This is a genomic window from Achromobacter sp. D7-1, assembly GCF_059760445.1.
In genome coordinates, this window is the sequence record NZ_JCBAMT010000128.1 from 1 (window position 1) to 14,226 (window position 14,226).

Here is a 14,226-nt window from a genome sequence, read left to right on the forward strand (position 1 = left end):
CCTTCAGGCGGGTCGCTTCCTCGACGGCAATCTCGTCAAAGGGGTTCATGGACATCTTCACATTGGCGATATCCACGCCGGTTTGATCAGACTTGACGCGCACCTTGACGTTGTAGTCAACGACGCGCTTGACAGGTACCAGTATTTTCATCGGGCAATCTCCCATGGCTTGAATCCTTCATCTCGATGCAGGCGCATCAACGAACCGCCTGCGCCGCGCGCAACCGCGCCACGGCGTCCTCGTCGTAGCCGGCTGCCTGCAGGATTTCGTCCGTATGCTCGCCCAGCAGCGGCGCGCGGCGGCGCACCGCGCCCGGCGACTCGCTCAGCTTGACCGGAACCCCTACGATGCTTACCGGGCGGCAGGCGCCAGGCTGCTCCACCTCCACCAGCATCTCCCGACGCGCATAGTGCTCATCCTGGAATATCTCCGCAGCGGTGTAGACCGGCCCGAATGGCACTTTCCCGCCCAGCGCCGCGCCGATCTCGTCCTTGGTGCGCACGGCGGTGTATGCCTCCACCGCATCGATGACCTGCTGCTGATTCCGCACGCGCGCCGCGTTGGTGGCGAACGCCGGATCCTTGGCCATGTCCGGGCGGCCGATGAGGCCGGCCAGCGTCTCCCAGAACGCATCCGTCGCGCAGGCAATCGACACATGGCCGTCCAACGACCGGAACAAGCCGAACGGACACAGCAAGGGATGCCGGTTCCCCTCCGCCTTGGGCGCCTGGCCGGTATAGGAGTATTGATAGACGATGCGTTCGCACATGGCCAGCACGGCGTCGGTCATGGCCACATCGACGAACTGCCCCCGGCCAGTCCGTTGCACATGGCGGACCGCCGCCAGCACGCCCACGCACAGCATCAGCGCCGGCACCGTGTCGCCCACGCCTGGCCCTACTTTTGTCGGCGTTTCGGCATTCGGCCCGGTGATGCCCATCATTCCGCCCATCGCTTGCGAAACCACGTCATAGGCCGGCCAATGCGCATAGGGACTCGCTCCGCTGCGCGGATCGCCAAAGCCGCGCACCGTGCCGTATATCAGTCGGGGATTGGTCTGCCGCAGCGTTTCATACGCGAGCCCCAGCCGCTCCATCACACCCGCGCGGAAGTTCTCGATGACGATGTCCGCGCCATCGATCAGCTGGCGCAGGATATCCCTGCCGGCTTCGCTCTTCAGATCGATGGCAATGGAACGCTTGTTGCGGTTGATGCTCTGAAAGTACCCGCCGTAGTCCCGGGTCGCATCCTCGGCCAGGAACGGTCCGGTCACCCGGGTTCCGTCGCCGCCCATGCCTTCCACCTTGATGACGTCGGCGCCATGGTCGGCCAATATCTGTGTGCAGAAAGGTCCTGCCAGCATCTGTGTGAGATCGATCACCCGCAATCCGGCGAGCGCGCCCGCCGCTCCCGTGGAGTCCTGGGGGAACGTCCGGCTCATGCCTGCACCTTGCCTAGCAGCGCATCGGAGATGATGCGCATCTGGATTTCAGAAGTGCCCTCGAAGATCTTTGTCAGGCGCGCATCGCGCCAATAGCGCTCCGCGGCGCAATGCGTGGTGTAGCCGGCGCCGCCGTGGACCTGCAGGCCTTCGCTGGTCACCCGTTCGCTCATTTCGCTGGCCAGCAGTTTGACCATGGACGCCTCGGTGTCCGTGCGCACGCCGCGATCGATCTTCTCGCACACGGCGTAGAGCAAGGCGCGGGAGGCCTCGATCTGCGTCGCCATATCGGCGATCTTGAAGCGGATGGCCTGGAAGTCCGCTATCGGCCTGCCGAACTGCGCCCGCTGCTTGGCGTACTCGATCGAGTCTTCCAAGCTGCCCTGCGCCAGGCCGATGGAACGCGCCGCGGTGTGCGCACGCGCGGTTTCCAGGCCGGCGCAGGCCAGATAGAACGCCTTGCCCTCGTCGCCCACCATCGCCGAATGCGGCACGCGGCAGTTGTCGAATGCGAGCTCCCACGTCGTCCAGCCGTGATATCCGATCTTGGGGATGACGCTGCCCTGCACGCCCTCCGGCAGTTCGCCGCGCGGCTTTTCGATCATGAACGCGGACAGCCCTTTGTGGCGCGCCTGCGGATCGACCACGGGGTCGCTGCGGCAGATCACCAGAATGAAGTCCGCATCGTCGGCGAACGTGCACCAGTATTTGCTGCCCGTGATCAGCCAGTCGTCGCCGTCGCGCACCGCGCGGCAGGAGATGTTGGCCACATCCGAACCGGCGTTGGGCTCGGACAGGGAAAAAGCGCCCAGGAATTCGCCGCGCGCCATGCGTGGCAGGTACTCCGCCTTCTTCTGTGGCGTCAGGCCCTTGAGCGCGCCGATCAGCCCGTTGCCGCGCGCGATCAGGCTGCCCACGCTCATCCATCCGCGCGACAGTTGCTCCGCCACCAGACAGTACTCGTAGGCGCCCAACCCCAACCCGCCGTACTCCTCGGGAATCAGGATGCCGAAAAAGCCTAGCTCGGCCATTTCATCGATCAGTTCGCGAGGGATCTTCCCTTTCTCCGGGTCCAGTCGATTGGCCACGGGAAGCACGCGTTCCATCGTGAATTGGCGCGCGGCCTCCTGGATCATGCGCCGCTCTTCGCTTTGTGCCTGCATTCTCGTCCTCGCCCAAAAATTGACACTCGTAATGTACGTACATATTATTTGCGGGAAAGCTGCTGTGCAACCCTTTTTGAAAAATAAAATTCGCCTTATAGGCTTGTTCTTCTTGATTTCCAGGATTTGACATGGAGGTTTTTGATATGCAATATGTACGAACATTAACCAGCAACGCGGCCAGACTGGCGCCGCGCACCCCGGACGGGAGAATGGGCAGATGGGACTGAGCAATGACCGCAGGGGCAATTTCTTCGAGGACTTCCGGCTGGGCATGAAGATCCGCCACGCCACGCCGCGCACCCTCACCGACGGCGACCGCAGCCTCTATATCGGACTCACCGGCAGCCGCAGCGCGCTGCACACCGCCCACAGCAATGCCGAGCTGCTGGGTTGCGGCAACTGGCCTCTCGAGGATCTGCTGGTGTTCAACACCGCCTTCGGCAAGACCGTGCCGGACATTTCATTGAACGCGGCGGCAAACCTGGGCTACGCGGAAGTGCAGTTCATCGCGCCCATGTACCCGGGCGATACCCTCGCCGTCGAGTCCGAGATCATCGGCTTGAAGGAAAACTCCAGCCGCAAGACAGGCGTCGTCTATGTGCGTTCAACCGCAAGCAACCAGCGCCACCAGCAGATCCTGCAATGGGTGCGCTGGGTCATGGTGCACAAGAGGGACCCGCAGGCCGCATGCCCCGAACCCCTGGTGCCCTCAATGCAGGCGGCCATCGGCGCCGCGCAGCTGAGGCAGCACGGATACACGCCGCAAGCCCTGCGCATTACCGAAGTGACGGCCGCCGAGGAACTCTGGGAAGACTACGACGAGGGCCAACGCATCGACCACCCTGGCGCAATGACCATCAATGACAGCGATCACAGCATCGCCACGCGCCTCTACCAGAACACCGCTCGGGCACACTTCGACGGCTACGCGATGAGCGCGCAAGGCGGCCAACGGCTGGTCTATGGCGGGCATGTCATGTCGCTATGCCGCGCCCTGTCCTACGACGGACTGGAAAACGGCCTTTCCATCCTGGCCATCAATGGCGGCAGCCACGTGAACCCCACCTACGCGGGCGACACCATCGCCTGCGCCACCACAGTGTTGCAGCGCATCGACCTGGGACAGGCCCACATGGGCGCCCTGCGCCTGCGCACCATCGGCATCAAGAACGCCGGCGCCGCATCCATCGCCTTTCCCGATCCCGGCGTCGGCCGGCCCAGCCATCCGGCCCAAGTCGTGCTGGACATCGACTACACCATCGCCATGCCCAGGCGCCGAGTCTGACCGGCCCGGGCGAACCCGCCTTCAACCACATCCCTTGCGAGCACCGACATGACTACTGCCATCCATCCCCGCGATGCGCTCTTCGCCGGCGAAAGCCCCTTCCCTGTGCTGCCTGTCTGCGAACATTTCGCCGGCAGCGAAAAGCTGATCGGCAAGGCCATGGACCTGCAGGCCGAGTATGGCCCGGTCTTCGACATCACCTGCGATTGCGAGGACGGCGCCGCGGCCGGCCAGGAACGCGTTCATGCCGAGATGGTGGCAGGCATGATCAACTCGGCGCGCAACAAGTTTGACCGGGCCGGCGCGCGCATCCATGATCCGTCCCATCCCGCCTGGCGCCAGGACGTGGACATCATCGTGAACCAGGCAGGCGGACGCGTCGCCTACATCACCATCCCCAAGGCCACCAGCTGGCAGCAGGCGGCCGAGGTCATCGGCTATATCGGCGAGACCGCGCGCAAGGCCGGCCTGGAAAGACAGATCCCCGCCCACGTCCTGGTGGAGACCCACGGCGCCCTGCGCGATGCCTTCCCGATCGCCGCCCTGCCTACCGTCGAGGTGCTGGATTTCGGCCTGATGGATTTCGTCAGCGGCCACCATGGCGCCATCGCGGCCAGCGCCATGCGCAGCCCGGGTCAGTTCGAACACGCGCTGCTGGTGCGCGCCAAGGCCGAGGTGGTGGCCGCGGCGCTGGCCCATGGCGTCGTCCCAGCCCACAACGTATGCCTGAATCTCAAGGATCCCGGCATCATCGCCGACGACGCCGGGCGCGCTCGCCGGCAGTTCGGCTTCCTGCGCATGTGGAGCATCTATCCCGCGCAGATCCAACCCATTGTGCAGGCGATGCAGCCCGAATTCTCGGAAGTCGAGGATGCCGCCAATATTCTGCTGGCCGCCCAGGACAACGATTGGGGCCCGATCCAGTACGAAGGCGAACTCCACGACCGCGCCACTTACCGCTACTTCTGGGAAGTCCTGCGCAAGGCCAGGATTACCGGCATGACGCTGCCGCCCGAGGCGCAACGCCGCTTCTTCGCCGATTGATCCGCGGGCGGTCCGAAGTCCGCAGGAAGGCGGGGCCTTACAATGCTCCCGAAGCCCACGCTCCCCCCTTCCAGGCACCTCATGACCGCCACCCGAAAGAACACCCCGACCGCATCCGCTGGCGGCCAGCCTCGTTATGTGGAACTGGCCAATACGCTGTTGCGCGACATCCAGGAAGGCCGGCACGTGGTCGGCAGTCTGCTGCCCACGGAACACGAGCTGGCGGACCAGTATGGCGTCAGCCGGCATACGGTGCGCGCATCGCTGAAGAAGCTGGAAGACCTGGGCTATATCTCGCGCAAGAAGGCAGTGGGTACCCTGGTCGAAAGCGCGAACCCGGACACGGCCTTCGTACAATCGTTCGGCACGCCCGAAGACCTGATACGCGTCGCGGCCACGGAAGTGCGTGCCATCGAAGACGTGCGCCACGTCACCCTGGACCGCAACAAGGCGCGGCGCTTGGAGGCGCCCGTGGGCAGTTCCTGGGTCCTGCTCAGCGGAACGCGCGAAGACGTGCGCCGGGCCGGCGCGCCGGTAGCGCAGGCGGACATCTATATCGACGCCACGCTGGCCGGCCTGGTCGACACGATCCGGCTCCAGCCCCAGACCCTGGTCAGTTCGCTGATCGAGCGCGAGTACGCGGTCGTCATCGACGAGATCCGGCAGATGGTCACCGCCACCCTGATCGAAGCCCCGCTGGCTGAGCGCCTGCGGGTCCAGGCCGGCAGCGCCGGCCTGCGTCTCATCCGGCACTACAAGGACGCGACCGGAAGAATCCTCGAAATCACCGACACCACCTACCCGGCCGACCGGGTAACCGTGGCGTTCCAGCTCAAGCGCAGCCTCAAGCCCAGCCTCAATCCGTAGGCTGCGGCCGCTCAAGCCGCGCGCCAGCCGGACCTCGAACCAAGCAGAAACAGCGCCATCAGCGGCAGGACGGCCAGCGCCCCATATGCCACGCCCAGGCTGGAGCGCTCCGCCATGAAGCCGAACGCCGGCGGACCTATCACGACACCGATGTACGTGAAGAACATCGTCCCGCCGGTCACCGACGCCACCTTGCCGGCCGGAGCGAGACGCGCCAGTTCGCCAAGGAATACGCCATTCCAACCGATCGCCGTCGCGCCCAGCATCGCTGCCAGCAGACACAGCACGAGCAGGCTGGATTGCACAGGCGTGAACGCCAGCCCCAGGGCGCAGCCCGCCATCAGCACTGCGATCAGCATCAGCACGCCACGCGGTGAACGCGTCCGATCGGCGATCCTCCCCCATGCCACGCGTCCCACAATGCCCGCGCCCTGGGCTACCGCGTAGACCAACACGGCGCGCGCGACATCCAGTTGCAGATCCCGCTGCAGGAACACCATCAGGTAGCCGCTGACCGAAAGCTGGCACGCGGAAAACAACAATGAAATGCCCGCCATGGTGCGCAGCTGCGGGCGCTGCAATACGTCCATCACCGGCCTGCGCCACTGCCCCGCCCCGCCAGCGCGCGGCACCGCCGGCTCGTCTAATTGCGCGCGCAGCCAGCTGGAGACGAGGGCGACCATGCAGGCCGTCCCCGCCAGGAAAAGCAAAGCCATGCGCCACGACGACAATGCCGCCAGCGCCGGCAGAATGGCCCCGGCCAGCAGGCCTCCCAGCGGCACTCCGGTCTGCTTCAGCGAAAAAACCGTGTACATCCGATCTTGCGCCGTCGTGCGCGCAAGAATGTGCGAACTGGCGGGTGTGATGATGCCGTAACCCAGGCCACACAGCAGCGCGGCGGCGTGCTGCGCAAACGGCGCCTCGACCGTCAGCAACGCCAGGCCCGCGGCCTGGAGCGCCAGGGCCAATTGCGATACGCGCACTGCACCCAGCCCTCCGACCAGCACACTACTCAACGCACTGCTCATCATCGCCCCGCCATAGACCACGGCGAGGAACAGGCCCACCTCCGCGGTGCGCGCACCGGGAATCAACGGAGCCAGTACGGCGAACGCCAGCGCGCCGGCGGTGCTGACGGCCTGAATCGCCAGCGTGCAAGCCAGTATCGCCACCTGCCGCCGCCCGTCCCGCTGGACGCCAGCGTCATTCCGCCTTGGCATTGGCCGCCTTCACCGCCTCGCCCCAGCGCTCGACCTCGGCGCCGATAAAAGTGCTGAATTGCGCCGGCCCCATCACCTGCGGAATGGCGCCCAGTTCGGCCATGCGCTTGGTCCATTGCGGCGCCTGGGCAATGCGGGTGATTTCGCCGGCCAGCCTGTCGACGACGGACTGCGGCATGTCCTTCGGTCCCACCACGCCTATCCAGGGATCGCCGCGGAACCCGGCATATCCCAATTCGGCGATGGTCGGCACCGATGCCAGCGTGGCGACACGCTGCTCGCTCGCCACGGCCAGCGCCTTCAACTTCCCGCTGCGCACCAGCGGTTCGGCAATCGACGCGACCTCGAACATGACATCCACCTGCCCACCCACCACATCGGTCATGGCCGCCACGCCACCCTTGTAGGGAATGTGGTTCAGCTTCACCCCGGCGCGCTGCTGGAACATTTCCATCACCAGATGATTGGTCACGCCATTGCCGCCCGATGCGTAGTTGATCGCGCCGGGATGCTTCCTGGCGTATTCGACCAGATCGGCAAGGCTCTTGAAACGGGACTCGGGATGGACGACCAGCACCAGCGGGAAGATGCCTATCATCGCCAGGGGCTGGAAATCCGTCTTGCTGTCATAGCGCAGGTTCTTGTAGATCCAGCCATTGACCGCCAGCGGGCCGCTGGACGTGGCAAGCAGCGTGTAGCCGTCCGGCCGCGATCGCGCCACTTCCTCTGCGGCCAGCCCCGCCCCCACCCCAGGCTTGTTCTCGACGAAGAACGCCTGTCCCAGGTCGCCCGTCAACTGCTGCGCCAGCATGCGCGCAATCACGTCGGTAGTCTGCCCGGCGGGAAACCCCACCAACATCCGCACCGCTTTCTCGGGATACTCCGCGCACGCGGCGCCCGTCCATAGCGCGCACGCCGATAACAAAGCGCGCGATGCAAGTCTTGACCAGCCCATGTTGTCACCTCCGTGCCGACGCTGTAGCGCGTCTGGTCTTTTCGTACATGCCCTGACGGATACGCATCCGTCTGCACCCAGGTCTTTTCTTAGAACTAGGTACGTACATATTACGTTAAAACAAGAATTCAGCCGCTAGGGATTACGATAATGACTAAATTACTGGCAAATTTTGCTGGAGAGTTTTATGTCTGAGAATTTTCCAACATCTATTTGTACGAACATATAAGAAGGCTGAATCTGCCCAACACGGGTCTACAGCTGGCGTTCCCCCACATCCGCCATCCCGTGCCGGCGGGATGGCGGATGTCCGTGGCTAGGGCATTGCCCCCGCCTGGAGCCAACTCGCCCATCAGAGGACAAAACAATCCGCCGAAGCGCGTACCGTCATGTCGCTGACCGAGACTCCCCAGGGCTGATCGATGGCCAGAAGTACCGCATCGGCGATGGATCCGGGCTCCAGAGGCACATGCGATATGTTCTCCGGATCGCGCAGATCGGAGGGCAGGGAACCTTCCTGCAAGCCCTTGACCATGGTCACGAACTGTTCCATGTTGGCCCCGACTATGCCGACGGCGGCGGCCTGATTGACAACGGACCCGCCGAGCCCGGTGCTAGGCACGCCTGTCGGTTTGATGGTCGTCACCTTGATCTTCCCGCGCGCTTCCATACGCACGGCTTCCGACATGAAATTGACTGCCGCCTTGGTGGCGCCGTAGATTGCCGCGCCCACCACCGGAAAATTCCCGTATATGGACGAGATGTTGACCAGGTGGCCGCGCCCCTGGGAAATCATCTGACCATGGGCCGCAATCATGCCGTTGAGGACGCCCTTCATATTGATGTCGATGCAGCGCATCCAGGCGTCGTAGGCGAGGGCATGGTCGGCGATAAAAGCCAGCGGCATGATGCCTGCGTTGTTGAGCATCACTTCGATCGAGCCATATTTCTGCACACTGGCGTCGACGAGGCGTTTCAGGTCATCCAGGATGCGGACATCCGCGGCCAGGGCCTGCGCCCGGCCGCCAGCCGCGACGATGCCCGCCACGGTTTCTTCCGCCGCCGCGACGTTGACGTCGCCGCACGTCACCAGCGCTCCGCGCGCAGCGGCCTTCTGCGCGACAAGACGCCCGAAGCCCCCGCCCGCGCCGGTGATGACTATGGTCTTGCCTGAGATGTAATCACTCATCGTTCTCTTCCTGGATTGCCGTCATGTATGGAAGCCGCGCCATCCGGCATGACCTGGATGCGACGCGACTTGCCGTGGTTTGCGCCAACCGGCGCACTGAAAGGCCACATGCCGCCACGCGTTCAGTGCGGCCGCTTCGATGACACCGTCCGCAGCACCGTGTACTCCAGCAAACCTTCGGCGCCGTTCTCGATGCCTACGCCCGATTGCTTGTGCCCGGCCATGGGCTTGCCGGGTTTGAGCGTGTGGATCTGATTGACCCAGACCGTGCCGGTGTTCAATCGAAGCGCAACTCTCGTGGCCGCCGCCTGGTCTGCGCCCCACACCGACCCGCCCAAGCCATATTCGCTATCGTTGGCCCGCGCAATGACTTCTTCCTCATTGCGGAACTTGAGCAGCGGCAGGATCGGACCAAAGGGCTCCTCGCGCACCACGCGCGCGGTATCGGGAGGGTTGTCCACCAACGTGACCGGAAAAAAGTAGCCCTTCCCTTCGGGCAGGGCGCCGCCCGCCAGCATGCGATATCCCTGGCTGCGCGTGTCCTCAAGCAGGTTTTTGAGCCGCTCGAACTGGCGGCGGTTCTGCACGGGGCCGAGTTCGACCCCCTCTGCATTGCCGGGTCCGACCTTGGTTTCGCGAGCCAGTCTGGCCAGCGCCTGGGCCATCCGGTCGTAGACATCTTCGTGGATGTACAAGCGTTTGATGGCGAGGCAGTACTGGGCGCTATTGGTGAAGGCTCCCCAAAAGATGATGGGCGCAATCGCGTCGATGTCGGCGTCTGGCATGACGATGGCCGCGTCGTTTCCGCCCAGCTCGAGCGTCAGCCGCTTCAGATTACCGGCGGCGGAGGCCATCACCGCACGGCCAGTCTGGGTCGACCCGGTAAAACTGATCTTGTCGATGCCCGGATGCCCGGACATCAGCGGACCCAACGCGTCGGACCCGCTGATGACGTTGAGCACCCCCGGAGGCAGTACGTCGCGCAGCAATTCGCCCAGCTTCAATGTCGTCAGCGGCGTGTATGGCGAGGGCTTCAGCACCATGGTGTTGCCCGTGACCAGGGCAGGCGCCACCTTCCAGATTGCCAGTACCAGCGGGAAGTTCCAAGGTACGATGCCGCCCACCACCCCTACCGGCACGCGCAACACCCTGACCAGTTCCTCCGGCGTCTCGCTGCTCACATCGGCGGGAAGATCCAGCCCGGCGGTCTCCGTGCACCAGTATGCGGCCGCCATCAGTTCCTGGCGCGCCGCGGCAAGCGGCTTGCCCTGCTCTTGGGTCAACAACTGCGCCAACGCTTCCTGGTTGGACATGATGACCTCGCCCACACGGGCGACCAGCTTTCGCCGCGCCTCCAAAGGCAACCCGGCCCAGGCCGGTGCCGCACGCCGTGCACTGGCCACGGCCTCATCCAGCTGCTGCGGCGTGGCATCGGGCACGCGGGCCACGATGTTCTCGGTGGCCGGATCCAGCACGTCGAGGCGCGTGGCCCCAAAAACGGCCTTTCCATCTATGGTCATGCTGAACTCAATGGGATTGCCCATGGTGATTCGGACCTCAAGGTTGCGGGCCAGGCGAACTTCCAGCGGCCGCGCGTTGGCTGACGGACCTCGGTGCCGAGGGCCGCGACGAAAAATCAGAGATCAAGCACAAGCAGCGGCGATTTCGCGCGCGAGCAGCACGGGGTGAACTGGTTGCCGCTGGCATGCTCTTCGTCGGTAAGGAATACGTCGCGATGATCGGCTTCCCCTTCCACCAGACGCATGACGCAGGAGCCGCAGGACCCCTCCCCGCAGGAGGTATAGATATCCACGCCCGCTGCCAGCAGCACGTCGGCCACGGATTGATCCGCGGGGATATGAAAGAGCTGGCCGGAACTCGCGATCCTTACGTCGAAGGCGCCGTCCTGAGAGGTATCCACGGGCTTGGCGCTGAAGTGCTCGTAGCGCACGCGATGCTTCGGAACGCCTGCCTGATCCGCCGCCTGGCAGACCCAATCGATGAAGCCGGCGGGGCCGCAGACGTAGATCTCTTCTTCCGGTCCCACTTGGGAAAACAGCTCATCCGGATGCAGCTTCTGCTCGTCGGCCTTGTCGTCGTAATGAAAGACGACGTTTTCGCTGAAGGGAGACTGGGCGATGCGGTCCAGGAAAGCCGCCCTCCCCTGATCGCGGGCGCAGTAGTGCAAGGAAAACGCGGTACCCGCCGCATGCAGCGTTTCTGCCATGCACAGCATGGGCGTAATGCCGATTCCGCCCGCAATCAATACGCTTTTAGCCTGCGGCTTCAGCGGGAAGTGATTGCGCGGCGCACTGACCTCGACCACGGATCCGGGTTGCAAGCGTTCGTGGATCGCCACCGAACCGCCGCGCGACTGGGGATCCCTCAAGATGCCGATCACATAGCAATGACGTTCCGACGAGGCGTTGCACAGCGAATACTGCCGGACTATGCCGGGAGCGACATGTACATCGATATGCGCTCCCGCTTCGAAAGGCGGCAAGGCGCCGCCGTCCAACGCTTCCAGCTCCAGACTGATGATGTCGTCGGTTTCCTGACGCCGGTGCGCGACGCGCACCGTGCTCGTTACTTGGGATTGCATCGAGAATGCTCTACGGAAGGAGATGAAGAACCGCTAGTTCATGAAGCATCGGACCGGCAAATGCTTGGGGCCGCCGACGAAGCACGAGGCGCTCATGGCCATATCACCTGCGAGTTCAACTCGCTGCAGCCTTGGAATCATCTCTTCAAACAGGATGCGCATCTCCATCTTTGCCAGGTGTTGCCCCAGACAGATATGCGCCCCCAAGCCGAATGACAGATGACGATTCGGCTTGCGGTCGATGTTGAATTCAAAGGGGTTCTCGAAGACGTCTTCGTCTCGATTGGCGGAGCCGTAGCAGAGCATCAGCCAGTCGCCCTTGTGAATCCGACGACCGCGGATTTCAGTGTCCGCAGCGGCTGTGCGCATGAAGTGCCGCACCGGGGACGCCAGGCGCACCGCTTCGTCGATGAACTGCGGGATCAGGCCCGGGTTGGCTTGAAGCCGCGGCAACAACTCGGGATATTGGCTGAGCGCCCACATGGCGACGGCTGTCGACGACGAGGTCGTGTCGTGCCCCGCCGTGGCGATGATGACGTAGTATCCCAAGCGGCTGTCCTCGCTGAGGGGCACGCCGTCTATGACCGCGTTCGCGAGCAGCGTCGCCACATCATTGCGTGGATTTACGCGCCGATCGGCGGTGACCTTTTCGAAGTAGGCGCGAAAATCGGCCACGATCGCCAGAACATTCTGCGCCAGCGCATCATCGTTGCCGCCCGCGTCCTTCCCTTCGCGTTTGAATTCGGGGTCTTCGGTGCCAAACAATTCCTGCGTCAGCAGCAGCATCCTGGCCTCGTCCTCGGCCGGCACCCCCAGAATGTCCATGATGACGTGCAGCGGATAGTGCAGTGCGATCTGCGTGGCGAAGTCGATGACCTCGCCCTCTGCCGCCGCCAGCTTGTCTACCGTGCGGCACGCCAGGTCGCGGATCCGCTCGTCCAGTTTGAGTATGCTGTTCGGCATGAACCATGCCTGCGTCAACGTCCGCAGCCCCTTGTGTTCGTCTCCGTCCACATGGACCAGCGTCTTGATGCCGCCGTTATAGCTGCCGGTCACGGCCTTGAGGTGGTCGATCATGGCCTTGGGGGCGCTGATGGTGGCATAGTCGCCATTGCGGAAAATCTGGCTATCACGCGAGATGGCAGCCACGTCCGCGTGCTTGGTCACCACCCAGAAAGGATCGAAGCCTTCGTTGACGGCGCGCCCCAACGGGTTGTTGGCGCGTGCCCATGAATAGGTGGAATGCAGTTCGTCAATGTTGGCATAGACCTGAGCATTCACCAGGGCTTTCGCGACATCGCTGGGCAGATCGAAATCGGTATGGTTCATGGTATCGGGCGAGAAGGTTGCGGAGGGGGACGATTCGAGGCGCGCTAACACCTGCGTGGACGACTCGGCATCCTGCGGGCATAATTCACCTTAAATAAGAATCTAAATTCTGATTCTATTATTGAGATGTGCCTCTGCCCCTTCAATGCGGGGTTTCCCTAGGCTCGACACTAACGTGTCGTCCCACCCCGCGCAGGCAAGCGGCAGCCAGGATCAGATCGCTGAAGAGACACGCCGCCGCCCCCGGCGGAATGTTGCGCTCTGCTTCAGATCTGGGTTGTTGTTGCCATGGCCTGCCCGCCCGCTACGGCATAATGTTCCACATTGCTTCAAACCAGGATAGTTGTTGCCATGGCTCCTCCATCGCCAGAAGAAAAAACCAAGACGACACAGGCCCCCGGTGCTCGGAAGACGGTTGCCGCAGCCGCAAGATCATTGCCCGCTCCTCGCCCTCCCAGGCAACTGCGCAGCGAGGAGTCCTTGGCCAAGATGATCCAGGCCGGACGGGAATTGATAGAACGGCACGCAAACCTGGACCTGGTGCTGATCGGTGATGTCATACGCCTGGCAGGCACATCCATCGGCGCGTTCTACGGACGTTTCCAGGACAAGGAAACTTTCCTGGCTGCAGTCCTGGAGGCTGCGGTTACGGAGGCGCAAGCGCGAGCCGACAATCTTGTCTGGCAAGACGCCGTCTGGACCGAAGGCACCGCGTCGGATATCGCCGCCGCCATTGTCGTTTTTTACGTCGATGCCTGTCGCCAAAACCAAGGGATGTACAGGGCGGTGCTGCGGGATTTTGCGGTGGATGCCCCGGAATCGCACCCCTTGCGCGTCTTGAATAGCCACATCCATACCGTGTTCGTCCCGGCCCTGGCGCGCAAGATGCCCGCCAAGGCAGGCGAAGACGTCGAATCGGAGATCCGCAACGCCATGCAGATGCTGATAGGGACGGTCTCGCTGATGATGCTGGCGGACCCTGGTCCGCTGCGGCTCGAAGAGGATGCGGTCAAGCCGAAGCTGACTGAAATGATGCAGCGGCTGTTGCGGCTGGCCTGAGGCCGGTGGCTTTCGGCAGCCAATAGCTGCGCGAAAAGCAAAAGGCCGTCAGCGATATGTCGCTGACG

The 14,226-nt window shown here is 63.5% G+C and carries 12 protein-coding genes and 1 pseudogene; 4 read left to right on the plus strand and 9 right to left on the minus strand.

The features are described 5' to 3' along the window. The 3 genes and pseudogenes from AC6LKD_RS31105 to AC6LKD_RS31115 all read right to left on the minus strand — a co-directional run. A pseudogene (locus tag AC6LKD_RS31105) lies at positions 1-151 on the minus strand (electron transfer flavoprotein subunit beta/FixA family protein); the annotation flags it as partial. 46 nt (positions 152-197) lie between these two features. Next, positions 198-1,442, minus strand: coding sequence for a CaiB/BaiF CoA transferase family protein (locus AC6LKD_RS31110; protein ID WP_013395569.1), 1,245 nt, complete (start codon positions 1,440-1,442; stop codon positions 198-200). Beyond that, positions 1,439-2,605 carry an acyl-CoA dehydrogenase family protein gene (locus AC6LKD_RS31115; protein ID WP_498118413.1) on the minus strand — a complete coding sequence of 389 codons (1,167 nt, stop codon included), beginning with the start codon at positions 2,603-2,605 and terminating at the stop codon, positions 1,439-1,441. Before AC6LKD_RS31115 ends, AC6LKD_RS31110 begins: the two co-directional genes overlap by 4 nt. Positions 2,606-2,825: 220 nt before the next feature. On the opposite strand from AC6LKD_RS31115, the gene AC6LKD_RS31120 reads away from it, so the two are divergent. The 3 genes from AC6LKD_RS31120 to AC6LKD_RS31130 all read left to right on the plus strand — a co-directional run bounded on the left by AC6LKD_RS31120 (position 2,826) and on the right by AC6LKD_RS31130 (position 5,804). Then, a complete protein-coding gene (locus AC6LKD_RS31120; RefSeq protein ID WP_013395571.1) occupies positions 2,826-3,893 on the plus strand; it encodes a MaoC family dehydratase in 1,068 nt (355 codons plus the stop codon). Between the two features lie 48 nt (positions 3,894-3,941). Continuing rightward, entirely contained in the window at positions 3,942-4,937 is a 996-nt protein-coding gene (locus AC6LKD_RS31125; protein WP_498118414.1) for an HpcH/HpaI aldolase/citrate lyase family protein, read from the plus strand. 81 nt (positions 4,938-5,018) lie between these two features. Next, positions 5,019-5,804, plus strand: a complete 786-nt coding sequence (locus AC6LKD_RS31130; protein ID WP_013395573.1) for a GntR family transcriptional regulator — start codon at positions 5,019-5,021, stop codon at positions 5,802-5,804. Positions 5,805-5,815: 11 nt separating this feature from the next. Here the strand turns inward: AC6LKD_RS31130 and AC6LKD_RS31135 are convergent, their stop codons facing one another. The 6 genes from AC6LKD_RS31135 to AC6LKD_RS31160 all read right to left on the minus strand — a co-directional run bounded on the left by AC6LKD_RS31135 (position 5,816) and on the right by AC6LKD_RS31160 (position 13,099). Continuing rightward, positions 5,816-6,976, minus strand: coding sequence for an MFS transporter (locus AC6LKD_RS31135; protein WP_498118415.1), 1,161 nt, complete (start codon positions 6,974-6,976; stop codon positions 5,816-5,818). A 31-nt stretch (positions 6,977-7,007) separates the two neighbouring features. Further along, on the minus strand, positions 7,008-7,883 hold the full coding sequence (locus AC6LKD_RS31140; protein WP_498118417.1) for a Bug family tripartite tricarboxylate transporter substrate binding protein: 876 nt from the start codon (positions 7,881-7,883) through the stop codon (positions 7,008-7,010). Positions 7,884-8,331: 448 nt separating this feature from the next. Beyond that, positions 8,332-9,168, minus strand: a complete 837-nt coding sequence (locus tag AC6LKD_RS31145) for an SDR family oxidoreductase (protein WP_498118416.1) — start codon at positions 9,166-9,168, stop codon at positions 8,332-8,334. A gap of 122 nt (positions 9,169-9,290) precedes the next feature. After that, positions 9,291-10,688 (minus strand): aldehyde dehydrogenase family protein, encoded by a 1,398-nt coding sequence (locus tag AC6LKD_RS31150; protein WP_237709935.1) that lies wholly within the window; start codon positions 10,686-10,688, stop codon positions 9,291-9,293. A gap of 116 nt (positions 10,689-10,804) precedes the next feature. Continuing rightward, positions 10,805-11,770: a PDR/VanB family oxidoreductase gene (locus AC6LKD_RS31155; RefSeq protein WP_013395578.1), complete on the minus strand. Its 966-nt coding sequence runs from the start codon at positions 11,768-11,770 to the stop codon at positions 10,805-10,807. Positions 11,771-11,803: 33 nt separating this feature from the next. Beyond that, positions 11,804-13,099: a cytochrome P450 gene (locus AC6LKD_RS31160; protein ID WP_013395579.1), complete on the minus strand. Its 1,296-nt coding sequence runs from the start codon at positions 13,097-13,099 to the stop codon at positions 11,804-11,806. 489 nt (positions 13,100-13,588) lie between these two features. Here AC6LKD_RS31160 and AC6LKD_RS31165 point away from each other — a divergent pair, with 489 nt between their 5' ends. Continuing rightward, on the plus strand, positions 13,589-14,158 hold the full coding sequence (locus tag AC6LKD_RS31165; protein ID WP_063827964.1) for a TetR/AcrR family transcriptional regulator: 570 nt from the start codon (positions 13,589-13,591) through the stop codon (positions 14,156-14,158). Positions 14,159-14,226: the final 68 nt, after the last annotated feature.

Coding starts and splice junctions, on each gene's coding strand:
- AC6LKD_RS31165 (WP_063827964.1), top strand. CDS start 13,589: ATGATCCAGGCCGGACGGGAATTGATAGAACGGCACGCAAACCTGGAC.
- AC6LKD_RS31115 (WP_498118413.1), bottom strand. CDS start 2,605: ATGCAGGCACAAAGCGAAGAGCGGCGCATGATCCAGGAGGCCGCGCGC.
- AC6LKD_RS31120 (WP_013395571.1), top strand. CDS start 2,826: ATGGGACTGAGCAATGACCGCAGGGGCAATTTCTTCGAGGACTTCCGG.
- AC6LKD_RS31125 (WP_498118414.1), top strand. CDS start 3,942: ATGACTACTGCCATCCATCCCCGCGATGCGCTCTTCGCCGGCGAAAGC.
- AC6LKD_RS31155 (WP_013395578.1), bottom strand. CDS start 11,770: ATGCAATCCCAAGTAACGAGCACGGTGCGCGTCGCGCACCGGCGTCAG.
- AC6LKD_RS31130 (WP_013395573.1), top strand. CDS start 5,019: ATGACCGCCACCCGAAAGAACACCCCGACCGCATCCGCTGGCGGCCAG.
- AC6LKD_RS31150 (WP_237709935.1), bottom strand. CDS start 10,688: ATGACCATAGATGGAAAGGCCGTTTTTGGGGCCACGCGCCTCGACGTG.
- AC6LKD_RS31110 (WP_013395569.1), bottom strand. CDS start 1,442: ATGAGCCGGACGTTCCCCCAGGACTCCACGGGAGCGGCGGGCGCGCTC.
- AC6LKD_RS31160 (WP_013395579.1), bottom strand. CDS start 13,099: ATGAACCATACCGATTTCGATCTGCCCAGCGATGTCGCGAAAGCCCTG.
- AC6LKD_RS31145 (WP_498118416.1), bottom strand. CDS start 9,168: ATGAGTGATTACATCTCAGGCAAGACCATAGTCATCACCGGCGCGGGC.
- AC6LKD_RS31140 (WP_498118417.1), bottom strand. CDS start 7,883: ATGTTGGTGGGGTTTCCCGCCGGGCAGACTACCGACGTGATTGCGCGC.